Source organism: Actinacidiphila alni (assembly GCF_900112845.1).
GTDB classification, from domain to species: Bacteria; Actinomycetota; Actinomycetes; order Streptomycetales; family Streptomycetaceae; genus Actinacidiphila; species Actinacidiphila alni.
On sequence record NZ_FONG01000005.1, the window covers coordinates 117,029 to 141,503 of the forward strand.

Consider the following 24,475-nt stretch of genomic DNA (forward strand, 5'->3'; position numbering starts at 1 on the left):
GGGTGCCGTTGTTCTTGGGCCCCGGGGGCTGTTCGCTGTGTGCGGGGCGCTCCTACGGCTGCATGCCGGCGATGGCCAGTTCCAGCAGCCGCTCGGCCTGGGCCGCGCCCTCCGGCGTCTCGGGCGTACGCCACAGGCAGCCGAGCAGCATGACGACGTCGACGGGATCGAGGCCCGGCCGTACGTCCCCGGAGCGCTCGCAGGCGTCCAGCAGCTCCCGTACGGCGGCGCTGACCGGCGGCCAGGTGGCGCTGGTGACCTCCTGGGTGGCGGCCGAGTTCAGGGCGTCACCGAGGCCGTGCTTGATCCGTACGTAGCGGGCGAGGGTGAGGAACCACTGCCGCAGCGCGTCCAGCGGCGCGTCCGCGTGCGCGGCCAGCAGGTCGGGGACGGAGGCGACCAGGCGGTCGATGTCGTGCCGGTAGACGGCCAGGATCAGCGCCTCGCGGGTCGGGAAGTGCCGGTAGAGGGTGCCGGGCCCGACGCCCGCGCGCTTGGCGATCGAATTGAGCGAGGCGTTCCCGGACTCGGCGAGCGCGTCATGGGCGACCTGGAGGATCGCCTCCCGGTTCTTCAGCGCGTCGGAGCGCTGGGGGTGCGGGTGCGACTGCGGGCGCGGCTCGGCGTCGGGCACGGTTCCTCCTGCGGGGGTGATCCGGAGGGTTCTCCGTTTACCCTCGCCCTCCATTGTACGGAGCGCGTACGGAGACCTCAGCGCCGCTCCGGGACGACGGACGAGGCCAGCAGGGCGGTGTGCGGCAGCGCGAGCCGCCCGTCCGGCCGCAGGAATTCCTCGCTGAGCCGGTCGTACGCGGCGCGGATCTCCGCGATCACCTCCGGCGGCTGGGCGACGAGGAGCTGCCCGACCGTCGCGATGCCCGCCGCCGGGCCGCTCCACCACACCTCGGGATCGACGAGGTGGTCCCAGCCGACCGTCCGGGTGACCGCGCCCGGCAGCCCGGCGTCCGCGAGGATCCCGGCCAGGCCCTCCTCGGTCCGCGGGAAGTCCTCGGCCGCCGTCAGCGCGGGCGCGTCGGCGGGCCGCTCCACCCCGGCCTCGGCCACCGCCCGCCCGAGCAGCGCCTGGCCCGGCGCGTGCGGCGACGTCCAGATCGTCACGGCGATCCGTCCGCCCGGCCGCGTCACCCGCCGCAGCGCCGCGAGCACCGCCCGCGGCCGGCCCACGTGATTGAGCACGAAATTGCTCACCACGGCGTCGAAGTGCCCGTCGGGGAACGGCAGTTCCGGCAGCACCGCATGCCGCACCTCGGCCTCCGGCACCGCCTCGGCGGCCAGCGCGACCATCGACGGCTCGGCGTCCACCGCCACCACCTCGGCCCCGCGCCCCACCGCCGCCCCGGCCACCGTCCCGGGCCCGGTCCCGGCGTCCAGCACCCTCCGGCTCCCGCCCCCGCCCCCGACCCCGGCGGCGTCGAGCAGCATCCCCACCGGATACGCGCACAGCGCCGCGAAACTCCCCCTGTACGCCTCCGCCCGCCCCTCCCAGGCCCGCCGCTCGAAAGCGTCGAAAGCGTCGAGGGCATCGAGTGCATTGAAGCCCTCGGCGTCGGCGTGGGCGTCGTCCAAGGCGTTCACGGTGCTCCCTCGGGTGCGGTCGTCGTCCCGTCCGGTCAGCCGGACGCGCTCAGGGCGAGGCCGGACAGGATCAGGCCCGGCGCGAGGCAGCGTACGCCCCACTTCAGGCACCGGTATTTGGTGGTGAGGATGAGGCTGACGTCCATGAACTGGGTGACCAGCCAGCCGACCCGGTCGCGGGCGGCCTCGGCCACCGCGACGGCGAGCAGCCGCTGGTCGGTGGTGGCACGGGTGTCGGCGAAGAAGGTGACGCCCGGCCCGGTCCTGACGGTGCCGGTGCGCGGGAGCAGCGCCCAGACCAGCAGGCCGGTGCCGGCCGCGTAGAGCAGGCCGCCGAGGACGAGCGGCGCCAGCCACGCGCCCCCCGGCACGCCGGGCGACCAGCGTCCGCCCAGCAGCAGGGCGGGTATCGCCAGGGCGCTGGAGAGCAGCACGGCCGCCTTGGTGTCCGAGCGCGCGAGATCCGCCCGTGCGGTGTCGAGCAGATGCTCCGCCACGTAGAGGACCGAGGCCGGCTCGGGGCCGGCGGCGGTCGTCACCGACGGCCGCCGCGTGCCGGACGCGACTTGCGCACATAGTCCACTTTGCCGGTGCCGGTCCCGCCGCTTCCCGCGGGCCGCGTCGGCTGCTGCTGCGGGGCGGTGGCGGTGGCGTCGTCGGCGGCAGGAGTGGCGGAAGCGGCGGGCGCCGCGGGAGCGGGGACGGTCGGCGGGGCCGGCGGGCGCGGCGGGGCGGCGGTGTACGCGGGAGGCGCGGCGGGCGGGGGAGTGGCCGGTGGCTGCGGCCGGGCGTCCTCGGGCGGCGAGCCCGTCGGCTGAAGCAGCACCTGTGGGACCGGGACCGGTGGTGTGGGCAGTCCGGTGGCTGGCAGCGCGGTGGGCGCCGCGACGAGACCGCCGCCCAGGGCCGCGTCGCCCACGGTACGGGCGTAGTCGAGCAGCGTCTGCACCGAGCTGTCGATCTGGTGCCGCTGCACCACGCCTTGGTCGATCAGGTGCTTCAAATACTCCAGCGCGCCCGTCCGTTGCTCCCGCGCCTGGACCTGGAGGGCGCGGAGGATGTCCTCGGCCCGTTCGGGCTCCCGGGCCAGCAGATACGCGTAACGCTCCGTCTCACCCTGCGCGATCAGGTCGCGCGCGGCCGGCAGATTCGCCTGGACGCGCGCCGCGGCGGCCTGGTCGATGGCGAGCTGGACGGTGGCGCCGTGTCCCACGCCGACCATGTCCGCATTGTGCTCGGCGGCGGCCCGCCCCAGGTCGATCCGGACGAACACCTCGGTGGTCAGGCCGAATTCGGAGCCGAAGGTCTCCCATTTCCCGCTGCTCAGTTCACGCTGGATCGCCTCGTCCGCGGCCTGGGCGCCGCCCAGCCCGTGCCGGCGGGTGATGATCCGCAGCCGGTCGAGCAGCCGCGGCCGCAGCAGCATCTCGACGTCCTTGACCCGTTTCTCGGCGGCCAGATGGAAGTCGGCGACCTCCCATTCGACGTCGACCCCGCAGCTGAAATCGGCGTGGTCGCCCAAGGTCGGGAGCAGCATCTCGAAGGACGCCTGGTACCGGCCGCGGGCGATCCGGCAGATGGACCGCGGTTTGCCGAACGTCGGCTTGTTGTGGTCCTTCGAACCGTTGACGGTGATCACACTGTGGCCGCCGTTGCGGTAGAAGGCGACGGCGGCGAAGGACGCGCCGCGGTGCTTGTAGGAGACCTCGGGCACGAATTCGTCGATGAACGGGCCGGGGAGGTTGTCCGCCAGGTCGGGCAGCGGTGGCGTCGGCCTCTTGCCCGGGCGGTTGGGCTGTGTCATCGGTTCCCTGCTTCCTGTACTGCCTGCCAGAGGCGGCGGGTGTGCTCCTGTCCCAAGGGTTCGTCGGGGTCCTCGGACAGCTCTTTGATCAGTGACAGCAGTCGGTTCCGGTCGTCCTGGGTCAGCGTCAACAGCCCCAGGAACCGAAGGAGTTCGCCCTCCCACGGCGTGTTGTGGCAGGTGCGCAGCCAGTCGGCGACCGCGTCGAGCGCGACCTTGTAGGACGGCCCGGTGTTGAGCGCCGTCCACAGCAGACCGGCCACGGTGGGGCCGAGTTCCGTACGGGTGGCGGTGATCGCGAGCGCGAGCGGCCACTTCTCCCGGCCGGTCAGCTCCGGCGCCGGATTCCACACGTCCTCGACCCGGAAGTCGGCCAGCAGCACCGCGGCGACCAGGCCGAGGTATTGGAATTCGCGGCGGCTGTCGTCCAGCCAGCCGCGCATCCGGACGAGCGGTTCCGCGACCGGTGCGGAACCGAGCAGGTGCACCACGCCGTCCGCCGCGGCGACCCGCAGCCGCCCGTCCTCCCAGGTGCCGATCCGCCCCAGCGCGCCCAGCGCCTGCGCCAAGGTGGCGGTGGCGGTGCCGCGGCTGAGCACGGCGGCGGCCGTCCAGCGCAGATCGCCGTCGTCGCTCTCGCCCCACTGCTTGACCAGGGCGCGCAGCGCTCCGCCCACCTGCGGGTCGTCCAGTACGGATTCGAGCGCGGTCGCGACGAAGAGACCCCGCCTGGCCTGGGTCGAGGCGGCCATCGGGCCGAGGAGTTCGCTCACGGTGTGGGCGCAGTCGTGCCGGCACAGCTCGCCCGCCGCGACCGCGGCCCGGGTCCAGACATCGGCCCGCGGGTCCTCGCAGAGCGAGCCGAGCCAGCGCAGCACCGGCCCGCGCATGTTGTGGTGGTGCACCCACAGATGGGCCAGGACGGCGGGCGCGAGCGCGGCGCCGCGGAAACGTACGGTCCGCACCGGGATGTCCGCGCCGCCGACCACGGGCAGGTCGCGCAGTTGGGTGCGGGCACGGGCGGAGGCGAGCCGTGCTTCGAGTCCGTCGCTGAGCAGCGGGCGTCCGATCACCCGCTCGGGCTCCACGGTCACCGACAGCTCCCAGACGAGGAGTTCCGCGGCCTCGGCGACGCTGTTGAAGGAGCTGTTGCCGAGTACGGCGAGGGCGATCCGGTAGGCGGCGTCGCGCAGCGCGGGCAGCGTCTCGGCCCGCGCGCCCCCGGCGAACCACTGGCGGACCTGTTCGGCGGCGAAGGTCCGGCACTCCGCCGTCAGCCGGGGCAGCGGAAGTCCGCCGGTGACGTGCCGGGCGGCCAGCCCGGCCAGCCGGGCGGCCTCGGCGGGCAGCAGGGACTCCAGGCCCAGCGCGCCGCGGATCTCCGGCGCGGCCGCCACCCGCAGCGCCGCGGCCGGCAGTGACTCCGCCGCGCCGGGGCCGCCCTGGCCGTCCCCGCCGCCGTGTTCCTCCAGTTCGGCCCGCACCTGCGCGTCGAGCACGCCCTCGGTCGCGGCCGGCTCGTGCGCGTGGTGGTAGCGGTCCTGCCCGGACGCCTGGTCGCCCGCGCCGGGGACGGTGAGCAGCACCGCGAAGGAGCCGCGGTCGGCGAGCAGCCGGCACAGCCGGTCCAGGTGCAGCTCCGCGGGCAGCCGGCCGTCGAGCGGCTCCAGGGCGTAGCCGTGCGCGTCCTCGACCGGGTTGCCCTCGTCGCCCAGTGCTGTCAGGTCGGAACCGGGGTCGAGCCGGGACACCTTGCCCAGCGCGAGGTCGTCCAGCAGGGACAGCGCGGTGTACATCCGTCCTGTGCCGGGCTGTCCCGACAGCACGACCAAGTGGTCGTCGCGCAGCCGCCGCTTGAGGTCGTCGTATCCCGGCGGCTTGCTGAACCGCCGCCGCAGCCGCGTCAGTTCGTCGTCGGGCAGCGGCCCGGCCAGCAGTCGCGGCCCGCCGCCGAGCAGGAAGTTGACCGCGCCCACGGTGCCGCCGATGTACGTGCTCGCGTCGTGCAGCGAGAAGGCCGCCCGCGACTCGCGGGCGATCCGCGCCTCGGCGCCGCCGGCCGCGGCCCGGCCCTCCTTCGCGCCCGGACCGGTGTCGCCGGTGCGGAACAGGCCGTCGTCCGCGGCCGGCCGGCTCTCCTCGGCGGTGCCCTTCTGCGGCGGGTGGCCGCCGTCGGACGCTTCGCCGCCCCGGCGGTCCTGGCCCTGCTCGGCGGCCTGGCCGTCGGCGCTCAACTGCGGCCGCCCTGGCGGTGATCGATCGTGACGCCGTGGATATGGCCCTGGAAGACGGAGCCTGAGCCGCTGTGGGTGACCGGCCCGAAGGCGAACCCTCCGGAGGGGGCTTCCTCGCAGGCGCCCCCTCCGGAGGGGGACCGCCGCTCCCCGCCCCCTTCTTCCTCTGTCGGCGACGGGCCCGCGTCCTCCCCCTGGAGCGCGGTGCCGTCACCTCGCCCGGGGAGCGGCGGTGCTGTGCGTCCCGGCACCAGGAACCAGGGCCGCTGCGGCCCTTCCTGGAGCGAGACCTCGAACTGGCGGTAGTGGTCCGGCTCGATCCACCGGCCGCCGTGCCGGATGACGTCCTGGTAGAGCCGGTCGGAGACGACGACCAGCAGCGGTGCGCCGTCGGCCGCGGCCAGAACGGCCTTGGCCTCGGCGCAGTTGCCGATCCGGTTGGCCAGGTCGACGGCGGCGCCGGAGAAGCCCTTCGCGTCGGGCGTGTAGGGACCGATGTTCAGTCCCGCGCGGAGCCGGATCGGCCTGGCCAGGTCCCGGTTGACCTTCCGCAGTTCCTGGTGGAGGTGTTCCACCCATTCCCCGGCGATCCGCTCGGTACGGAACGGCTCGACCACGGCGAGGATGCCGTCGCCCCGGTCCTCCTGGAACACCCGGGCGTCGCTGATGCCGCTCCTGCTGAACGCCGTCTCGACCACGTGGTAGATACGGGCGCGGAACGCGGGGCGGTCCGGGTCGCGCAGGGCGCCGGAGCCCTGGGCGTCCACATTGATGATGAATCCGTAGTCGCTCTCGCCGTCCATCGCCGTCGCCTCGCCTTTCGTTCCCGCGTCCCGCGTCCCGCGGCCTGCGCCGTTTGCTGCTTCCCACGAATGTGCCCGGGCCGGGCGCGGCGCGCTGTAGCCGTTTACACAGCGGCCGTTCAGGCGGCTCGTCCGCACGGCGGCTCGTCCGTACGGCGGCCCGTCCGCATGGCGGCCCGTTCACCGGCGGCCGGTTACGCGGCGCCCGAACCGAGCAGCCGCAGCAGATCCACGTCGGCGACGACGACGGTCTTGGGCCCGGTCGTCACCAGGCCCTGTTCGCGCAGCAGCCGCAGCGCCTTCGCGACCGCCTCGCGGGTCGCGCCGACCGCCGCGGCGATCTCGCTCTGCGACAGCGGGGGACTGATCGCCACCGATCCGTCCGGCGCGGGTCCCGTGCGGTCGCAGAGCTGGACCAGACAGGTGGCGAGGCGTTCCAGGACGGTGCCGGACGCCAGCGCGCGGCGCTCGTCGTCCGCGCTGCGCAGCCGCTCGGTGAGCTGTGCCATGACGAGCCCGGTGACGTACGGCCGGGCCGCCATGAAGTGCCGGAAGCGGTCCCCGGCGATCGCCAGCGCCTCCACGGGGCCGAGCGCGCTCACTGTCGCGCTGCGCGGGCGGCCGTCCAACGCGGCCATCTCACCGACGAGTTCACCGGCGGTCCGCAGCGCCAGGATGATCGGGCCGCGCTCGGTGGAGCGGCGGATCGCGCACCAGCCGGACAGGATCAGCAGGACATCGGTGCCCTGACCGCCCTCGGTGACCAGGTGTTCCTGCGGCTCGAACGAACGCCGGGAGCCGAGCGCGCGCAGCGCCAGGCAGTCGGTGTGCGTCAGCTTCTCCAGGAACGGACGGCGCTCGCCGAATAACCCCATACGGCCCCTAACCGGCTCGAAGGGCGCTCAGCATAGCTCCGGCGTGCGACCTGTATCAGGTGAACGGGACGATTGAAACACCGCGATTCCGGCCAGGCATGAGCCGGCCCCCCGGTGCCCGCAGTGCGCCGGGGGGTCGGCCGATCCAAGGGTGCCCCGGGGTGGGGGGTGTTAGGCGTCCGGGGGTGTGGAGGTGCGGTGTCAGTTGGGGACGGCCAGGAGGAGGGCGAAGCGGGACTGGGGGTCGGTCCACCAGTGGCGGACGGTGAAGCCGCCCTCCTTGAGCTCGGCCGTGAGGGACTCGCGGCGGAATTTGCAGGAGATCTCGGTGCGCAGGTCCTCGCCGGCCGCGAGGTCGAGCGAGAGGTCGAGGTCGCGGACCTTGACGGTCTGGGCGGCGCGCGAGCGCAGATGCATCTCGACGCGTTCGTGCTCGGTGTTCCAGACCGCGACGTGCTCGAAGGCGTCCGCCTCGAAGTCGGCGCCGAGTTCGCGGTTGAGGACGTGCAGCACGTTCTTGTTGAACTCGGCGGTGACCCCGGTGGCGTCGTCGTAGGCGCGGATCAGGACACCGGTGTCCTTGACCAGGTCGGCGCCGAGGAGCAGCACGTCGTCACTGGTGAGGGAGAGCGCCAGGGTGCGGTAGAAGACCTTGCGCTGCTCCGCGTCGAAATTGCCGATGGTGCTGCCGAGGAAGGCCAGCAGCCGGGGGCCGGGCTCGTCGGACAGGGCCAGGCCCTGCTCGAAGTCGGCGACGGTCGCGGCGACCCGCAGCCCCGGGTAGTCGCGGACGATCGCCTCACCGGCCTCTTCGAGGGCGGACGCGCTGACGTCCAGCGGCGCGTACCGCGCCAGGGTGCCGCCGGCGGTGAGCGCGTCGAGCAGCAGCCGCGTCTTGCGGGAGGAACCGGAACCCAGCTCGATCAGCGTCGCGGCCCGGGTGAGCGCGGCGATCTCGGGCGCCCGCCGGGTGAGGATCTCCTGTTCCGCGCGGGTCGGGTAGTACTCAGGCAGCCGGGTGATCTGCTCGAAGAGGTCGCTGCCGCGTTTGTCGTAGAACCACTTGGGCGGCAGGGTGCGCGGCGCGGTGGCGAGGCCGCCGAGTACGTCGGCGCGCAGTGACGCGGTGAAGTAGTCGGCGGGCAGCCGGTCGTCGAGGGTGAAGCGGCTCTCGTTCATGACGTGCGGATCCTTGCGTCGGGGGTGCTGGCGTAGGGCGTCCTTCGTCGTGTCGTCGTGCGCAGGGGGGAGTGGGGAGCGGCATACCGCTCCCGGCGGGCGCAACGGCATGACCCGTACGCCCGCCGTGGTCGCCAACAGCAGCGACCGGTCCGGGACTTCGTGCCAGTCGCCCGGAGCGTCGTCCGGCTCCGAGGCGACGAGGACGGAGCCGGAAGCGGAACCAGAACCAGGATCAGAGCCGAGCCGGTACCAGAGCGTGTCCCCGTACGCCGTGGCCGCGATCGTCCGCCCGTCCGTGAGCAGCAGGTTCAGTCGGGCCGCGGGCCGCGCCGCCGCGACCTGCCGGACCACCGCCGCCAGCGCCCCGCCCGGCGGCTGCCCCTGCCGCAGCCGCCGGGTGAGCAGCGCCCACAGCAGGGCCGAGTCGCTGTGCGCCTCAAGGCCGAGCAGCTCGGCGGCCGTCAGGTCGGTCGGCAGCCGGGCCCAGTCCGCGACCGCGCCGTTGTGGCTGAACAGCCAGCGCCCGTCCCGGAAGGGCGCGGCCGCCGACTCGTCCTGCGTGGTCCCGGCGGTCGCGGACCGTACGGCGGCCAGGACGGCGCCGCTGCGGATCGTGCGGGCCAGTTCGGTGAAGTTGGCGTCCGCCCAGACCGGTACGGCCCGCCGGTAGCGGCCGGGCAGCGCGAAGCCCTCGTCGGAGTCGCCCTCACCGACGGCGGGGTCCTGCGGGTACCAACCCACCCCGAAACCATCCGCGTTCACCGTGCCGTACCGCTGGCGCCGCGGCTGCCAGGACTGTTCGTACAGCCCGCGGGACGGCTCGGTGAGCAGCCGGGCCAGCGTCACCTGCGGCCCGACGTACGCGAGATGACGGCACATCAGCCGCGCCCGTCGTCCGAGGGCGAGGCGTCCCGCGCCGTGCGGAAGCCGGCGAAGATCTGCCGCCGGATCGGGTAGTCCCAGTTGCGGAAGGTGCCGCGCACCGCCACCTGGTCGGCGCCGAACGAACCGCCGCGCAGCACCTTGTAGTCGGGCCCGAAGAAGACGTCCGAATACTCCTTGTACGGGAACGCCTCGAAGCCCGGGTAGGCGGCGAAGTCCGACGACGTCCACTCCCACACGTCACCGATCAACTGCCGTGCCCCGCACGGCGCGGCGCCGGCCGGGTAGCTGCCGGCGGGCGCGGGCCGCAGATGCTTCTGGCCGAGATTGGCGTGCTCCGGGCCCGGGTCGGCGTCGCCCCACGGGTAGCGCCGGGAGCGCCCGGAGGCCGGGTCGTGCCGGGCGGCCTTCTCCCATTCCGCCTCGGTCGGCAGCCGCCGCCCGGCCCAGCGGGCGTACGCGTCGGCCTCGTACCAGCAGACGTGCACGACCGGCTCGTCGGTGCGTACGGGCTCGGTGCGGCCGAAGACGCGCCGCGTCCACACACCGGCGGCGGTGTCGTACGACCAGAACAGCGGAGCTTCGAGCCCGGCCTCCTGGACGTGCCGCCAGCCGGCCTCGGTCCACCAGCGCGGGTCGGTGTAGCCGCCGGCGGCGATGAAGGCCAGGTAGTCGCCGTTGGTGACCGGCACGGTGTCCAGCCAGAAGGGGGCGACGTCCACGGTGTGGTGCGGGCGTTCGTTGTCCAGCGCCCACGCCTCGTCGCTGGTGCCCATGGTGAACGGGCCGCCGGGGACGAGGACTTCGGACGGCAGGACGGCCGCGTCGGCGGGCGCGGCCGGCGGCTCGGGCGCCTCCAGGACGGCCGGGCCGCGCCGCAGCTGATGGGTGGCGAGCATCGTCTCGTCGTGCTGCTGCTCGTGCTGGGCGAGCATGCCGAAGACGAAGCCGTCGGCGAGCAGCCGCTCGGCCCGTTCCAGCTCCGGCGCGGGTGACGAAGCGGGCGCCGTGTCGACGGCCGCGAGCACGTCCACGGTCTCGGCGCGCACCCGCGAGACGTAGCCGCGCGCCTGGTCGGGCCCGAGCAGCGGCAGCGCGGGGCGGTCGGCGCGCGGGTGCTGGAAGGCGTCGTAGAGGTGGTCGAGGTCGGGGCGCAGGCCGGGCCTGCCGCCCGCCTCGCGGACCAGCCACAGCTCCTCCTGGTTGCCGATGTGCGCGAGGTCCCAGACCAGCGGCGACATCAGCGGGGAGTGCTGGGCGGCCAGATCGGCGTCGTCCACGCAGTCGGTGAGCGCCATGGTGCGGCGCCGCGCGGTCTCCAGCGCGGCCAGCGCCCGCGCCTTGACGGGATCGGCGGCGACGGCGGCGACGGCGTCCCGCGCCCCCGAGAACGACTGAGAAGCGGTGGCGGACGCGTCAGAAGTGAGCGAAGTGCCAGAAGAAGCAGAAGTGCCGGGTGAGGCACTGCTTTCGGCCGTGTTCCGGCCGTCGGTACGAGGGTGTGTCACGACATGCCTTCCGGAAGGTCAGACGCGGTGCAGCGCGTCCAACAGGTCGTGGGCGGGACATCGTCCGCGTTCGGGATAGCGCTCGGCGAAACCGGCCACCGCGCGCCGCAGCTCCTCCGGCGCGCAGGAACGTTCCAGCGAGTCGGCGACGGCGGCGAAGCAGGCGCGTACGGCCGTGCCGATCACCGGATCGGCGGGTCCGTACCTGGCCGCGCGCCGCCACATCTCGTCGGACGGCAGCGGCCCGCCGTCCGGCCCGTCCGGGCACAGCGGCGCGGTCGCCGCGAAGGCGGCCTCGGCGGCGACGGGATCGTCCAGCAGCGTCGCCGTCAGCACGGTCGGCACGATCCAGTCGTCGCCGTCCTGCGCGTCGGTCATCCGCATCTCCAGCCAGCCGCGCGGGCGGACCGGAGGGAAGAGCGTGCTGAGGTGGTAGTCGAGGTCGTCGACGGTGGGCGGCCGTACGCCGGGCGCGCCCCTCAGCCAGCCGCGGAAGGTCAGGCCCTCGGGCGCCGACCAGTCGGTCCGTTCCCGGCCCCATTCGGCGCTGCTGTCGGTGGGTCCTTCGCGGACGCACAGCAGCCGCGCGTCGAGGGCGTACCGCGCCCAGGCGGTACGGGGGTCCTCGTGGTGCCGCGGGTGGCGGGTGCGGCCGGGGTCCATCCGGCCCCAGACCGCCTGCCGGGTGGACAGCCACCCGGTGGGCACACCGCCCTGGAGCGGCGAATTGGCGAAGGCCGCGACCAGCACGGGGCCGATGCGGTGCGCGAGGCGCCAGCGGTAGCGGTAACCGGCGGTGCCGTCGGAGTCGTCGCCCGCGTCCAGGTTGACCTGGAGGGCGGCGGTGCGCCGCATCATCGTGCGGCCCCAGGGGCCGTCGCGGTCGAAGAAGCTCTCCATGGCCCGGTAGCGGGGATGGTCGAGCACGCGGGGAGGGTCGCGGAACGGGTCGAGCCCGCGTCCCACGAGGGTGAGTCCCGCCTCGTCGAGCGCCTGCCGGAGGGCCGCGGCATCGGCGGCCATGTTGTTCACGCAGGCGGCGAGGGTGTCGGCGGGCCGGGAGCTGAGCTCCACCTGTCCGCCGGGCTCACGGGTGAGCCTGCTGCCGTGGGGCAGCCCGCCCGGCCGTTCGACGGGCGCGAGCGCCGCGTCCAGCCGGTCGACGGATATCAGTGACCGGGGATCGGAGCGGTCGTGGACCAGCCACTCCAATTCCACGCCTGTACGTGCGGGCGGACCTGTTTTGAAGCACACACCGCGCACGTGGGCCTCCGCCTCGTCCTCCCGCAGGTCGGCTGCCATCGATCCACCTCCTCTCTTTCGTCGGGGGTCCCCCGGGGATCTACCCGGGTCTACCCAGAAGCGAGGACATGTCACTTGTTGCTGCCGCGAGTGTAGTTGACCATGAGGCGGGATCGTCTTACGTAATGGTGAACGTTCTTTGGTCAACCGCCCGAATCGGCCACCATCCGTTCCGGGCGTCTTTTTTGTCACTAAAAACGGCAATACGGAGCATAACCGGCATGCCGGGGTTCGGCCCGGTGGAACGCCTCGCGCGAGTGCGATGCCCCGGCGATGATCCACAGCTCCCCGGGTACGCTGCCCGTGTAGACAGTGCCGCCCCTCAGACCCCGCCAGAAGCCAGATCAGCGACAGGAGTACCCCTCGTGACCGTCGTCGGGCCCTTCGGGCTGAGCGTGTGGGACGAGGCCCTCGATGCCGATGTCCAGGCCGGTCTCTCGGCCGTCGAAGAGGGCCTGCTGGAGGCCACCAAGAGCGATGTCCCGTTCATCACGGACGCGGCCCGCCACCTGCTCAAGGCGGGCGGCAAGCGCTTCCGGCCGCTCCTGGTGATGCTCGGGGCGCAGTTCGGCGACCCGCACGCGCCACGGGTGGTGCCCGCGGCCGTCGTCGTGGAGCTGACCCACCTGGCCACGCTCTACCACGACGACATCATGGACGAGGCCGAGGTGCGCCGCGGCGTGCCCAGCGCCAACGCCCGCTGGGGCAACTCGGTGGCCGTGCTGACCGGCGACTTCCTCTTCTCCCGGGCCTCGCACATCCTGGCCGACCTGGGCCCCGAGGCGGTTCGCGTCCAGGCCGAGTCCTTCGAGCGGCTGGTCACCGGGCAGATCATGGAGACGGTCGGGCCGCGCGAGGGCCGCGACCCCATCGACCACTACCTGGAAGTCCTCGCCGGGAAGACCAGCTCGCTGATGGCGGTCTCCGGACGCTTCGGCGCGATGATGTCCGGCGCCGAGGAGTCCGTGGTCAGCACCCTCACCCAGTACGGGGAGCGGATCGGCACCGCCTTCCAGCTCGCCGACGACCTGCTGGACATCACCAGCGAGAGCGCCGAGTCCGGCAAGACCCCCGGCACCGACCTGCGCGAGGGCATCCCGACGCTGCCGATCCTGCACGTACGCCGCTGGTACCAGCAGGCCGGCGGCAGCGTCTCGGCCGCCGACCGGCGGCTCAACCAGCTCCTGGACGGCGATCTCACCGACGACGCCCTGCACGGCGAGGCGCTGGCGCTGCTGCGCGCCCACCCGGCGCTGGAGCAGGCCCGCCGCGACACCCTGCGGTACGCCGACGAGGCCCGCGCCGCGCTGGCGCCGCTGCCGGAGTGCACGGCCAAGCTGGCGCTCGCGGCGCTCTGCGACATCGTGGTGCACCGCGCGGCCTGAGGCCGTGACCGGGCGGCCCGGGGCCCGCGTCCCGGTGTCCGGGCGGCCCGGGCCTCGCGTAGCCCATGTGGGTGTGCGCCGACCCGCGTACGGTCTCGGGGTTCGTCATCCCGGGGTTGTACGTGGAGTTGCGTCCGTCGGCTGATGTGCCGGAGTGGCCGTTTTGGTGTGATGGAGGCACCACGGAGACACCACTTCACGGCGGACCGGGCGACAATGGGTCCGGGGAGTGGACGAGTGCGAGGCAGTGACCGCCGCGACGACGGAGGTAGAGACGCGATGGCACCGATCCAACCGGCACAGCCGGAGCAGTATCCGGACTTCCCGGATGCGGACGAGCCCGGCGGGGGGCGTCGGCGCAGAGCCGTGCGCTACGCGGTGCCCGTCGCGGTGGCGGGGGTGGCGGCGGCGACCATCAGCCTCGTGCCCGCGCTCGCGGACACCGGCAGCCCGTCCCTGCCCTCGATCACGGCCGAGCAGCTGCTCACGAAGATCGCCGCGTCCGACACCCAGACCCTGTCCGGGTCGGTGAAGATCAGCACGGACCTGGGGCTGCCCAGCGCCCTGTCCGGCGGCGCGGCAAGCAGCCTGTTCAGCGGCGCCGGGGGCTCCGGCGAAGGCTCCGGGCACGACGGCAAGACGTCCGCGGCGGCCCCGCAGAGCCGGCTGCCGCAGCTGCTGGCCGGCTCGCACACCCTGCACGTGGCGGTGGACGGCCCGGACCGGCAGAAGGTCTCGATCATCGAGACCGCCGCCGAGTACAGCCTGATCCACAACGGCACGGAGGTCTGGGGTTACGACAGCGCCTCCAACCAGGCGTATCACGCGACCGCGCCCAAGGACGCGGGCCGGGACAGCGGCAAGCAGCAGCGGCCCGAGGACTTCCCGGCCACCCCGCAGGCGGCGGCCAAGGAGATCATCGAGGCGGCCGACGGCACGGCCGCGATCACCGTGGACGGCACCGCCCGGGTCGCCGGGCGCAGCGCCTACCAGCTGGTCGTCACCCCGCAGAAGGCCGACAGGACGACGGTCGGCGCGATACGGATCGCGGTGGACTCCAAGACCGGGGTGCCGCTGAAGTTCACGCTGTCGCCCAAGGGCGGCGGCAAGGCGATCGTGGACATCGGCTTCACGAAGGTCGGCTTCGGCAAGCCGTCCGCCTCGACCTTCACCTTCACCCCGCCCAAGGGCACCAAGGTGACCGAGGCCGGACAGGGCTCGGACGTCGTCACCAAGGGCCCCAAGGGCTTCGACGGCTTCAACGGGGTCACCGGGCTCACCGGGGCCAATGGCGCGGGCAAGGGCGCCGAGCCCACCGTCATCGGCTCGGGCTGGGATTCCATCGCCGTCATCAAGGCGCCGGGCGGCCTGCCGTCGGGCGCCGAGAAGAACGGCAGGGGCGGCGACGCCTCGTCGCTGCTCGACAGCTTCGGCAAGCACGTCAGCGGGAAGTTCGGGTCCGGCACGGTCTTCCACACCCGGCTGGTGAACGCCCTGGTGACGGACGACGGCACCGTGTACGTGGGCGCGGTCACCCAGTCCGCGCTGACGGACGCGGCGAACGCGGCGGCGAAGTAGGCAGTGCCCTGATCCGGGCGGGCCGACATCTGCCGTGCAAAGGCAGCGCTCGGCCCGCCCGGGAGCCCCGGCCCCCGTACGAAGGAGAGGGATGCAGCAGCCGCCCGCCGCGGCCGACGTGGTGATCGAGACCCGCGGTCTCGCCAAGCGCTACCGCGGCACGCTCGCCGTGGACGGCCTGGACCTGCGGGTGCCCCGCGGCAGCGTCTTCGGCTTCCTGGGCCCCAACGGCTCGGGCAAGACCACGACGATCCGCATGCTGATGGGCCTGATCGCCCCGACCGCGGGCAGCGCCCGCGTGCTGGGCCGCCCGATGCCGGACGCGGTGCGTACGGTGCTGCCGAAGGTCGGCGCGCTGATCGAGGGCCCGGCGCTCTACGGCTTCCTGTCCGGCCGCGACAATCTGCTGCGGTACGACGCGGCCGACCCGACCGCCGACCCGCGCACCCGCCGGGCCCGGGTCGGGGCGGCGCTGGACCGGGTGGGGCTCACGGCGGCGGGCGGGAAGAAGGCGAAGGCGTATTCGCTGGGCATGAAGCAGCGGCTCGGCCTGGCCGCGGCCCTGCTCCAGCCGCGCGAACTGCTGGTGCTGGACGAGCCGACGAACGGGCTCGATCCGCAGGGGATGCGGGAAATCCGTTCGCTGGTCAGGGAGTTGGCGGCGGAGGGCACCACCGTCTTCCTCTCCTCGCACCTGCTGGACGAGATCGAGCAGGTCTGTACGCACGCGGCCGTCATGGCCAGGGGCCGGCTGCTCACCCAGGGCCCGGTGGCCGACCTGTCCGCGGGCACCCGCGGCCGGCTCGCGGTCACCACCCCGGACCCGGCCGACGCCGCCCGCGTCCTGGCCGGGCACGGCGTCACCGGCCTGCACACCGAGGCCGGCCGCGTCACCGGCGACCTGCCCGCCACCGACCCGCCCGACCTCGCCGACCTCAACGCGGCGCTGGTCACCGCCGGCGTCCGCGTCCGCGCCTTCGGCCAGGAACGCGCATCGCTGGAGGACGCGTTCGTCGCACTGACGGGGGAGGGCTTCGATGTCGCGGGCTGAGACGGCAGCGCAGCCGCCGGACGCGGCGGAGGCCGAGCAGGCCCCTGCTCCGGCCCCCCGAGCGCCGCGGCTCGTGTGGAGCCTCGGGCTCTTCCGGTCGGAGCTGGTCACCGTCTTCCGCCGCTGGCGCACCCTCGCGCTGTTCGCGGTGCTGGCCGGGGTGCCGCTGCTGGTCGGGATCGCGGTACGGATCGAGACGCGGGACGGCGGCAGCGTCGGCGGGGGCGGGCCCAACGGGGGAGACGGACCGGCCTTCATCGAGCAGGTCAGCAACAACGGCCTGTTCCTGACCTTCGCCTCGCTCGCCGCGACGCTGCCCTTCTTCCTCCCGATGGCGATCGGCGTCGTCGCGGGCGACTCCGTCGCCGGTGAGGCCGCGGGCGGCACCCTGCGCTATCTGCTGGTCGCCCCGGCGGGCCGCACCCGCCTGCTGCTCGCCAAGTACGCCTCGGTGCTGGCCTTCTGCCTGGCCGCGACCCTCGTGGTGACGGTGTCCGCGCTGATCGTCGGCTTCGCGCTGTTCCCGGTCGGCGACGTCACCCTGCTGTCGGGCACGACGATCTCGCTGTCGGACGGCATGCTGCGCTGCCTGCTGATCGCCGTCCTCGTCGCCGCCTCACTGATCGGGATCGGCGCGCTCGGCCTGTTCATCTCCACGCTCACCGACAGCGGCATCGGCGCGATGGCCGCCACGGTCGGCCTGCTGATCACCGTCCAGATCATCGACAACATCCCCCAGCTGCACGCCCTCCAGCCCTACCTCTTCCCGCACTATTGGCTGAGCTTCGCCGACATCCTGCGCGACCCCGTCACCTGGACCGGCATCGGGAAGAACCTCGGCCTCCAGGCCCTGTACGCGGCCGTCTTCGGCTCGGCCGCCTGGGCCCGCTTCACCTCCCGGGACGTCACCGCCTGACGCGGACCCGGCGGACGGCGCGCCCCCGGTACGCGCCCTGCGTGGAGAGCACCTCACGCGCCTGCTCGGCCGAGCGCAGGATGCCCTCGCTGACGAAGTCGAGGAAGCGGGCGATGTTCTCCAGCCGGGCGGCGAGTTCGGCGGCGGTGAGGCCGCCCGCGTCGGTGGTGTAGAGGCAGACCAGCACCCGGGACATCATCCTGGCCAGCCCGGACGCCATGAGGACGGTGGCGAACTCCTCCTCGTACGCGAGCACCGCCGCGCTGTCCCGCCCCGTGCGGGACACCGGGGCGGCCGGAGCCGGGCGTACGCTGCCAGGTATGGACACGCGTGCCATGACCGCCGCCGCAGCGGACCCCGCGACCGGGACCGCCGCCACCGAGGACGCCGTACGCGGCGGCGCCGACGTGCTCGCCCGCTTCCTGTCCGGCCGCCCGGCGGCCGTGCTCAGCGGCGCGGGCCTGTCCACCGAGTCCGGCATCCCCGACTACCGGGGTGTCACCGGCCGGCAGCGGCGCACGACGCCGATGACGTACCAGGAATTCACCGGCGACGAGGCCAGCAGGCGCCGCTACTGGGCCCGCAGCCACGTCGGCTGGCAGGCCATCGCCCACGCCCGCCCCAACACCGGCCACCACGCCGTCACCCGGCTCGTCCGCGCGGGCGCCGTCTCCGGCGTCATCACCCAGAACGTCGACGGCCTCCACACCGCCGCCGGCGCCCCCGCCACCATCGACCTGCACGGCAGGCTCGACCGCGTCATCTGCCTCGGCTGCGGCGACCTCAGCGCCCGCACCCGCCTGGACGACCGCCTCGACGCCGCCAACCCCGGTTTCCGCGCCTCCGCCGCCGCGATCAACGCCGACGGCGACGCCGATCTCGCGCCCGACCGCGCCGCCGACTTCCGTACGGTGCCGTGCGAGGTGTGCGGCACCGGCATGCTCAAGCCGGACGTCGTCTTCTTCGGGGAGAACGTTCCTCCGGAACGGGTCCACCGCTGCTACGAGTTGGTCGACGCCGCGTCCGTCCTGCTCGTCCTCGGGTCGTCCCTCACCGTCATGTCCGGCCTGCGCTTCGTCCGCCGTGCGGCGCGCGCGGGCACGCCGATCGCCCTGGTCAACCAGGGCCCGACGCGCGGCGACGCCCTTGCCGCTCTGCGGCTGGACCTGCCCCTGGGCCCGACCCTCTCGGCGGTCGCCGAAGCTCTTGGCGCGTAGCGCCTCGGGCTGCCGGATACGGTGAAGGCCCCCGGTGGCGACTCCGGGGGCCTTCACGTCGCACGTGGTGCGCTCAGTGGTTCATCGGTTCAGTGGGTGAACTCGCCGTTCCGCGCTCCGGCGAGGAAGGCGGCCCACTCGGTGGGCGTGAAGTAGAGGCTCGGACCCGCAGGGTCCTTGCTGTCGCGTACGGCACGACCGCCGGTTGCCGTGGCGGCGACCTCTACGCAGTTGTTTTCCGGACCGGAGTACGTCGATTTCCGGTACGGCCCTATTACCTTAGGGGTCACTTTGTCTCGTCCTTGCTTCTCTGTAGTACGCCCCGAATGAGCCGCGCGCTTGCATCGGGGTCCAGTGCCGCTGATCTTAGCTGGTCAAAAGCGTTTGTGTAAACGGTGAGATCTTCATCGGCCTCAAGAATGGACGACCCTCGGAGATTTTCCAAGGTCACGGCCTCCGAGGTCGGCTCGGACTCAAAGGAGAACGACGAAAAGGCCGACGGCATACCGGCCTTCAGGCCAGCAGAAACGGGCAGCACTTGCAGTGTGACGTTATGCCGCTTTCCCGCTTCGAGGATATAAGCGAGCTGATCGCGATATACCTCGGGTTTGACGATCGGCTGCACGACGACCGGCTCCCAGATGATGGCCGTGTAATTCACCGCGTCCTCACGCTCGTCAATCTTGGCTTTGCGTTCCTCGCGCACTTTGAGCAGTTGCGCCACTCGGCTCGGGGCGATGAAATTCGGCGCGCTGCGGATTACCGCCTCGGCGTAGGCGGGGACTTGCAGGAGTCCGGGGATCAACGTGGGCTGCCACTCCCGGATGTAGGTCGCGTCGTCCTCCAGGGAGATACGGTCGAGGTAGTCCGCGCGTAGGTGCGCTGCGTGCTCCAGCCACCAGCCGCGCCGGTTGGCGCTCTTCGCCAAGTCCTCCAGGCGAGGACGGACTTCGGGGTCCTCGACTCCGTACGCCTTGAGCATCGCTCGGATCTCAAGCGGCCGGGCCGTCACATGGCCGCTCTCGATGCGGCTGACCCGGGTCTGGGAGGACGCGATGATCTCGGCGGCCTGGGGCTGGTCAAGCCCTGCGACCTGGCGATATCTCCTCAGTGTGGTCCCGAGTCGCCTGCTGCGAACGGTCGGCCGTCCTCCTGCGGGCATGGTCCCCTCCCTCTCTCAGTGACCGGCCCAACAAGGTCCACTGTAGGGCCAGTTCGTGGTCGTACATGCGCCCGACCGCATTTATGCGGTGGATTCGGTTGCGGACTAGCGCAACGTGAGCCTACCCTCAAACTACGCGCTAGTTCGCACTGAGTGCGCAGGGGTGTGACGAACCGTCACGCCTTCAACCGATTCCCGCCGGACAGGCTGCCGCGCCTGGCCGGCGGGGGCTGAGGACCCCAGGCGACGCCCTCCCCCGTGGGCGCCCGGGAGTGTCCTCCGCCGGGGCCCCGGCGTGGCGACACGGGGCCCCGGCGTCCGCCGTATCCGCGTGGCACCCGCCGACAAGCGAAAGGCACCCCATGCACAAGGAACCGTCCGGCGTCGAGGCCGGAGTCGTGGCGCGGCTGTGGCCGCGTACGCCACGTTCGGTCGGGCGCGCCCGGCACGAGTTGGAGGCCGCCCTCAAAGGGTGGGGGATGGAGGACCTGACGGACCCGGCGGTACTCGTCCTCTCGGAGTTATTCACGAACGCCGTGGTGCACGCGCGGGTCGCGGGGCGGGACGTACAGACGCGGTACGTACGGACGGCGGGCGGCGTACGCATCGAGGTGCACGACGCGGGGGACGGGCGGCCCGAGGTGCGGGCGGCGGCGGAGGACGACGAGTCCGGACGCGGCCTCGCGCTGGTGAACGCCGTTGCCGGGCCCGGCCGTTGGGGCGTCGGGGACCGGGAGGGCGTCGGCAAGATGGTGTGGGCCGAGTGCGGCCGGGCGGCCGACTGAGGCGGCCCCCGGACACGACCGCGCCCGCCGGACACGGGGTCCGGCGGGCGCGGGGGTGTGCGTACGGCGCGCGTACGAACGGGTCAGCGGCGGCGCCTGCGGGCGGCGAGGACGGTGACGGCACCGGTACCGAGCAGCCCGGCGGCGATCAGCGCGAGCGCCGTGTCGGTGGAACCGTCCGCTCCGGTGTTGGCCAGTTCGGGGCCGGTCTGCTGGGGCGCCGGGTGGTTGGCCGGGGGAGCGTACGACGGCTTGGGCGTCGGGGTCGGCGTGGGCTTGGGCTTCGGCTTGACGACGTCGATCGCCACCTTCACGAATTTGTGGCCGCCGTCCTTTGTCGTCACCTCGTAGATGAAGGAGTCCGTGCCGGTGTAGCCCTTGTCCGGCGTGTAGACGAGGTGGTCGCCCTCGACGTCGACCGTGCCGTGGTCCGGCGGCTCGGGGACGATCACCGGGGTGTCCGGGTCACGCTCGGGGATGATCGGGATGACCACCGGGCCGCTGTTCTCCGGCACGACGACCGGCGGTTCGGGCTCGGGCGTGCAGCCGATCCGGAAGTCGGCGCCCTCGACGTCACCGTTGGTGGTGTCGGCCGTGCGGCTCGTCGGGCCGCTCGCGGTGTATCCGGCGGGCACCGGCAGTTCGACGCGGTAGCGGGCGGTGCCGACGTCGGAGAAGGAGTAGCCGCCGTCGGCGTCGACGGCGGCGGTCACCGGCTGGCCGGAGGAGTCGGTGACGGCGGCGCCCGTCGCGGTGCGCAGCCGCACCTCGGTGCCCGGCGGGATGCCGCAGTCGGAGACGACCCGGCCGCTGATGTCGGCGCTGGGGGCGGCCATCCAGACCTGGTAGATGGGGATGCCGGTCAGGACGTGGAAGGTCATGGTCAGCGAGGTGACCGGCACGGTCGGGCGGAACCAGCCGGCGCCGCCGCTGGTGTCGGTGCCCGAGCCGACCAGGGTCGCGCTTCCGGCGTCCCAGGTGGGCTGATCGGTGAAGGGGCCGCTGCCGGTGCAGGAGGACGGCTTCGGCGTGCCCTGGCAGTAGTTGAACGACGACTGGAAGCCGAGTTGCGCCGTCGTCAGCGGGACGCCGCCGGGGCCGGTCGCGCTGACCCGCACGGTGTCGGCGTCCACGTCGCCCAGGGTGAAGCCCCAGCCGACCGGGGTCGCGGCGGCGAAGGTGACGGTCGTCGTGGAGTCGGCGCCGCCCGGCGCCGAGCGCAGCGCCAGGTAGTTCTGGCCGCGCGAACTGCCGTACGCCGCGCCGAAGGGCGTGGAGTCGTTGAGGAAGGTGGAGGCGCCGGACGGGGTCGACGGCGTGTTGCTGTTCGTGGTCCAGGTCGCGTCCGGGAAGCCGGTCACCGGGACGTGCAGGGTGCCGCCCGTGCTCCAGGTGCCGTACGAGGAGCCCGCGGCGGCGGCGACGCCCGCTGTCAGCGGGATCACGAGGGCGGCCGTCGCGGCGGCGAGCAGCGCGCGGGCCTTTCTTCTGGTGAGGGGCTTGCGCACGGCGGGTCTCCTGTACGTCGGACGGGCCGGCCCTGACGCCGGCCGCGTACGTCCTTCCGGATGACCCATCGTCAAATACCGCAACCGGTACGGCGCCGCACATCGCCCGCCCGGCCCTTCCCCTCCACCCATCCGGCGTACCCGCACCCCTGCGGAAGTGGGCGCCCCTATCGGGCACCCTTTTCCGCGGGAGAGGGAGCGGCCACCTCTGTGGGGGAGAGGGGCACCCGGGTGCGGAAGCCGCGGGCGGTGCGGAGGGCGTCCCAGGTGAGGAGGACGAGGGCGGACCAGACGAGGAGGAAGCCCGCCCAGCGCTCGGCGGGCATCGCTTCGTGGAAGTGGAGGACGCCGATGAGGAACTGGAAGACCGGCGCGAGGTACTGCATCAGACCGATGGTCGACAAGGGCAGCCGCGTCGCGGACATGCCGAAGCAGATCAGCGGGATCGCCGTGACGAGGCCGCAAGTGGCGAGCAGGGCGGCGTGGTCCGGGCCGTGATGGGTGAAGGTCGAGTCACCACGGGCGCCGAGCACGACCAGAAAAGCCAGCGCGGGCAGGAACTGCACGGACGTCTCGGCGGCAAGCGATTCGAGCCCGCCCATATTGATCTGCTTCTTCACCAGCCCATAGGCGCCGAAGGAGAAGGCCAGGGTCAGCGCGACCCACGGCAGCCGCCCGTATCCGATCGCGAGCACCACGACGGCGAGCGCGCCGATACCGACCGCCACCCACTGCGCCGGGCGCAGCCGCTCGTGCAGCACGAGGACCCCGAGCCCGATGGTGACCAGCGGATTGATGAAGTAGCCGAGCGAGGTCTCCACCACATGGCCGGAGTTGACGCCCCAGATGTACATGCCCCAGTTGACGGAGACGACGGTCGCGGCGAGCGCGACCAGCCCCAGCTTCCTCGGCTGCCGCACCAGCGCGGAGATCCACGCCCAGCGGCGCAGTACCAGCAGGATCACGGTGACCACGACGAGCGACCACACCATGCGGTGGGCCAGGATCTCCATCGCCCCGGCCGGCTCCAGCAGCGGCCAGAACAGCGGGAACAGGCCCCACATGCCGTACGCGGCGAAACCGTAGACCAGTCCCACGCGCTGCTCGTTCATCCGGACCCCTCCCGCCGCCGCTCCACCCCGCTGACGCGACGGTAGCGGGACCCGTACCGGCCTGTCATGTCCGTTCCACTCCACGGTCATGACAGGCCGGTACGGGTCCCCGGGGTCAGGAGGCGAGGGCCGCCGCCAGGGTGTCGCGCAGCGGGGTGGTCGGGCGGCCGATGAGGCGGGACAGGTCGCCGCTGGTGCGGGCCAGCAGGCCGCGCTCGATGGCGTAGTCGACGTCCACCAGGATGTCGGCGAAGCCCGCGGGGAGGCCCGCGCCGACCAGGATCCCCTTGCGGGTCTCGCCCGGCACGTTGTTGTACGCGATGTCCCGGCCGGTCAGCTCGCCGACCAGCGCCGCGTACTCGGCGAAGCTCCACGCGACGTCGCCGCTCAGCTCGTACGCCGTGTTCTCGTGGCCCTCGCCGGTCAGGACGGCGGCCGCGGCGGCGGCGTAGTCCGCGCGGGCGGCCGAGGCGACCCGGCCGTCGCCCGCGTTGGCCACGACGGCGCCGTGCTCCAGCACCGGGGCCAGGTTCTCGGAGAACACCTCGGTGTACCAGCCGTTGCGCAGGAAGGTGTACGGCACGCCCGTGCCCAGGATGTGCGTCTCGGTCGCCTTGTGCTCGTCCGCCAGCGCGAAGTCGGCGTCCGGGCCGCCGAGCACCCCTGTGTACGCCAGCAGCGCCACGCCGGCCTCCTTCGCGGCGTCCGCCACGGCCGCGTGCTGCGGGACGCGCTTGCCGACCTCGCTGCCCGAGATCAGCAGCACGCGGTCGCCCGCGTGGAAGGCGTCCTTCAGCGTCTCGGGGCGGCTGTAGTCCGCCACCCGCAGCTCGACGCCCCGCGCGGCGAGGTCGGCGGCCTTGTCCGCGTCGCGGACAACCGCGGCGATGTCCCCTGCGGGGACGCGGGTGAGCAGCTCGTCGATGACGAGGCGGCCGAGGTGGCCGGTGGCTCCGGTGACGACGAAGCTCATGTCTTTTTCTCCCTGTTTGTGCTGTGTGCGGCTTACGGCGTGACTCACTCACCGTACGCCGGGCACTAACCTCGGGAAAGTACCCACCTTGAAGTAAGGTACCCACATGGACGCAAGTTGCCCCGAGCGGGGGATCCTCGAACATGTCACCAGCCGGTGGGGCGTTCTCGTCCTCATCGAGCTGCACGGTGGCCGTACCCGTCGCTTCAGCGAATTGCGGCGGTCGATCGGGATCGTCACGGAGAAGATGCTCACGCAGACGCTGCGGACTCTCGAACGTGACGGCTTCGTCCTCCGCCGGGCCCTGCCCGTCATCCCCCCGCACGTCACCTACTCCCTCACCCCTCTCGGCGAGGAGGCCGCCTCCCGCGTACGGTCACTGTCCGAATGGACGGCCACCCATGCCCAGGAGGTCCTCGCGGCCCGCGAGTCCTACGACGCCTCGGCGTCAGGCGCGGCCTGAGGTCTTTTAGGGGCGCGGGGAACTGCGCGCTCAACCCCCACCGGGCCGGTGGTCCGAAGACAACCGATCTGCCCCTCTGGGGCCGGTGGTGACGTACAGCCATCGTCGTGGCTGGTCGCGCAGTTCCCCGCGCCCCTGA

The 24,475-nt window shown here is 72.9% G+C and carries 23 protein-coding genes and 1 pseudogene; 7 read left to right on the forward strand and 17 right to left on the reverse strand.

Features of this window, described 5'->3' with window-relative positions:
• Nucleotides 1–52: 52 nt before the first annotated feature.
• The 11 genes and pseudogenes from BM076_RS10305 to egtA all read right to left on the reverse strand — a co-directional run bounded on the left by BM076_RS10305 (nt 53) and on the right by egtA (nt 12,186).
• Nucleotides 53–634, reverse strand: coding sequence for a TetR/AcrR family transcriptional regulator (locus BM076_RS10305; RefSeq protein WP_245795949.1), 582 nt, complete (start codon nt 632–634; stop codon nt 53–55).
• 77 nt (nt 635–711) lie between these two features.
• Complete coding sequence (locus BM076_RS10310; RefSeq protein ID WP_093713387.1) at nt 712–1,587, reverse strand: class I SAM-dependent methyltransferase; 876 nt, start codon at nt 1,585–1,587, stop codon at nt 712–714.
• A 44-nt stretch (nt 1,588–1,631) separates the two neighbouring features.
• A complete protein-coding gene (locus BM076_RS10315; protein ID WP_245795950.1) occupies nt 1,632–2,135 on the reverse strand; it encodes a Pycsar system effector family protein in 504 nt (167 codons plus the stop codon).
• Nucleotides 2,132–3,400: a hypothetical protein gene (locus BM076_RS10320; protein WP_093713140.1), complete on the reverse strand. Its 1,269-nt coding sequence runs from the start codon at nt 3,398–3,400 to the stop codon at nt 2,132–2,134. The genes BM076_RS10315 and BM076_RS10320 overlap by 4 nt, the downstream gene beginning before the upstream one ends.
• Nucleotides 3,397–5,634: a hypothetical protein gene (locus BM076_RS10325; RefSeq protein WP_093713141.1), complete on the reverse strand. Its 2,238-nt coding sequence runs from the start codon at nt 5,632–5,634 to the stop codon at nt 3,397–3,399. The genes BM076_RS10320 and BM076_RS10325 overlap by 4 nt, the downstream gene beginning before the upstream one ends.
• Nucleotides 5,631–6,437 carry a hypothetical protein gene (locus BM076_RS10330; RefSeq protein ID WP_093713142.1) on the reverse strand — a complete coding sequence of 269 codons (807 nt, stop codon included), beginning with the start codon at nt 6,435–6,437 and terminating at the stop codon, nt 5,631–5,633. Before BM076_RS10330 ends, BM076_RS10325 begins: the two co-directional genes overlap by 4 nt.
• A gap of 194 nt (nt 6,438–6,631) precedes the next feature.
• Nucleotides 6,632–7,312 (reverse strand): Crp/Fnr family transcriptional regulator, encoded by a 681-nt coding sequence (locus tag BM076_RS10335; protein WP_093713143.1) that lies wholly within the window; start codon nt 7,310–7,312, stop codon nt 6,632–6,634.
• 201 nt (nt 7,313–7,513) lie between these two features.
• A complete protein-coding gene (egtD, locus tag BM076_RS37360; RefSeq protein WP_245795982.1) occupies nt 7,514–8,491 on the reverse strand; it encodes an L-histidine N(alpha)-methyltransferase in 978 nt (325 codons plus the stop codon).
• Nucleotides 8,492–8,653: 162 nt separating this feature from the next.
• Nucleotides 8,654–9,373, reverse strand: a pseudogene (gene egtC / locus BM076_RS37365) (ergothioneine biosynthesis protein EgtC); the annotation flags it as partial.
• The gene (egtB, locus tag BM076_RS10345) at nt 9,373–10,674 is read right to left on the reverse strand and encodes an ergothioneine biosynthesis protein EgtB (protein WP_093713145.1); all 1,302 of its coding nucleotides are present in this window, start codon (nt 10,672–10,674) and stop codon (nt 9,373–9,375) included. The gene egtB and the pseudogene egtC, both read right to left, overlap by 1 nt.
• Nucleotides 10,675–10,902: 228 nt before the next feature.
• On the reverse strand, nt 10,903–12,186 hold the full coding sequence (egtA, locus tag BM076_RS10350) for an ergothioneine biosynthesis glutamate--cysteine ligase EgtA (RefSeq protein WP_093713146.1): 1,284 nt from the start codon (nt 12,184–12,186) through the stop codon (nt 10,903–10,905).
• Nucleotides 12,187–12,551: 365 nt separating this feature from the next.
• Between egtA and BM076_RS10355 the strand changes: the two genes are divergently transcribed.
• The 4 genes from BM076_RS10355 to BM076_RS10370 all read left to right on the forward strand — a co-directional run bounded on the left by BM076_RS10355 (nt 12,552) and on the right by BM076_RS10370 (nt 17,116).
• Nucleotides 12,552–13,571, forward strand: a complete 1,020-nt coding sequence (locus BM076_RS10355; protein WP_093713147.1) for a polyprenyl synthetase family protein — start codon at nt 12,552–12,554, stop codon at nt 13,569–13,571.
• Between the two features lie 279 nt (nt 13,572–13,850).
• Nucleotides 13,851–15,149, forward strand: coding sequence for a LolA family protein (locus BM076_RS10360; protein ID WP_093713148.1), 1,299 nt, complete (start codon nt 13,851–13,853; stop codon nt 15,147–15,149).
• A 91-nt stretch (nt 15,150–15,240) separates the two neighbouring features.
• On the forward strand, nt 15,241–16,200 hold the full coding sequence (locus BM076_RS10365; RefSeq protein ID WP_093713149.1) for an ABC transporter ATP-binding protein: 960 nt from the start codon (nt 15,241–15,243) through the stop codon (nt 16,198–16,200).
• A complete protein-coding gene (locus tag BM076_RS10370; RefSeq protein ID WP_093713150.1) occupies nt 16,187–17,116 on the forward strand; it encodes an ABC transporter permease in 930 nt (309 codons plus the stop codon). The genes BM076_RS10365 and BM076_RS10370 overlap by 14 nt, the downstream gene beginning before the upstream one ends.
• Here the strand turns inward: BM076_RS10370 and BM076_RS38295 are convergent.
• Nucleotides 17,106–17,597: a hypothetical protein gene (locus BM076_RS38295; protein ID WP_407640642.1), complete on the reverse strand. Its 492-nt coding sequence runs from the start codon at nt 17,595–17,597 to the stop codon at nt 17,106–17,108. The two genes, BM076_RS10370 and BM076_RS38295, sit on opposite strands and share 11 nt — an antisense overlap.
• On the opposite strand from BM076_RS38295, the gene BM076_RS10380 reads away from it, so the two are divergent.
• On the forward strand, nt 17,524–18,333 hold the full coding sequence (locus tag BM076_RS10380) for an NAD-dependent protein deacetylase (RefSeq protein ID WP_407640643.1): 810 nt from the start codon (nt 17,524–17,526) through the stop codon (nt 18,331–18,333). The genes BM076_RS38295 and BM076_RS10380 overlap by 74 nt on opposite strands.
• An 89-nt stretch (nt 18,334–18,422) precedes the next feature.
• Here BM076_RS10380 and BM076_RS10385 read toward each other — a convergent pair whose 3' ends face one another.
• Nucleotides 18,423–18,623 carry a DUF397 domain-containing protein gene (locus BM076_RS10385; RefSeq protein ID WP_093713152.1) on the reverse strand — a complete coding sequence of 67 codons (201 nt, stop codon included), beginning with the start codon at nt 18,621–18,623 and terminating at the stop codon, nt 18,423–18,425.
• The gene (locus tag BM076_RS10390; protein WP_093713153.1) at nt 18,620–19,495 is read right to left on the reverse strand and encodes a helix-turn-helix domain-containing protein; all 876 of its coding nucleotides are present in this window, start codon (nt 19,493–19,495) and stop codon (nt 18,620–18,622) included. The genes BM076_RS10385 and BM076_RS10390 overlap by 4 nt, the downstream gene beginning before the upstream one ends.
• 362 nt (nt 19,496–19,857) lie before the next feature.
• On the opposite strand from BM076_RS10390, the gene BM076_RS10395 reads away from it, so the two are divergent.
• On the forward strand, nt 19,858–20,280 hold the full coding sequence (locus BM076_RS10395; RefSeq protein ID WP_093713154.1) for an ATP-binding protein: 423 nt from the start codon (nt 19,858–19,860) through the stop codon (nt 20,278–20,280).
• A gap of 83 nt (nt 20,281–20,363) precedes the next feature.
• On the opposite strand, the gene BM076_RS10400 is transcribed toward BM076_RS10395, so the two are convergent.
• The 3 genes from BM076_RS10400 to BM076_RS10410 all read right to left on the reverse strand — a co-directional run bounded on the left by BM076_RS10400 (nt 20,364) and on the right by BM076_RS10410 (nt 23,873).
• On the reverse strand, nt 20,364–21,788 hold the full coding sequence (locus BM076_RS10400) for an Ig-like domain-containing protein (RefSeq protein WP_093713155.1): 1,425 nt from the start codon (nt 21,786–21,788) through the stop codon (nt 20,364–20,366).
• Nucleotides 21,789–21,955: 167 nt separating this feature from the next.
• Nucleotides 21,956–22,900, reverse strand: a complete 945-nt coding sequence (gene rarD / locus BM076_RS10405) for an EamA family transporter RarD (protein ID WP_093713156.1) — start codon at nt 22,898–22,900, stop codon at nt 21,956–21,958.
• A gap of 115 nt (nt 22,901–23,015) precedes the next feature.
• Complete coding sequence (locus tag BM076_RS10410) at nt 23,016–23,873, reverse strand: NmrA family NAD(P)-binding protein (RefSeq protein ID WP_093713157.1); 858 nt, start codon at nt 23,871–23,873, stop codon at nt 23,016–23,018.
• A gap of 106 nt (nt 23,874–23,979) precedes the next feature.
• Between BM076_RS10410 and BM076_RS10415 the strand changes: the two genes are divergently transcribed.
• Complete coding sequence (locus tag BM076_RS10415) at nt 23,980–24,336, forward strand: winged helix-turn-helix transcriptional regulator (RefSeq protein WP_093713158.1); 357 nt, start codon at nt 23,980–23,982, stop codon at nt 24,334–24,336.
• Nucleotides 24,337–24,475 lie beyond the last annotated feature (139 nt).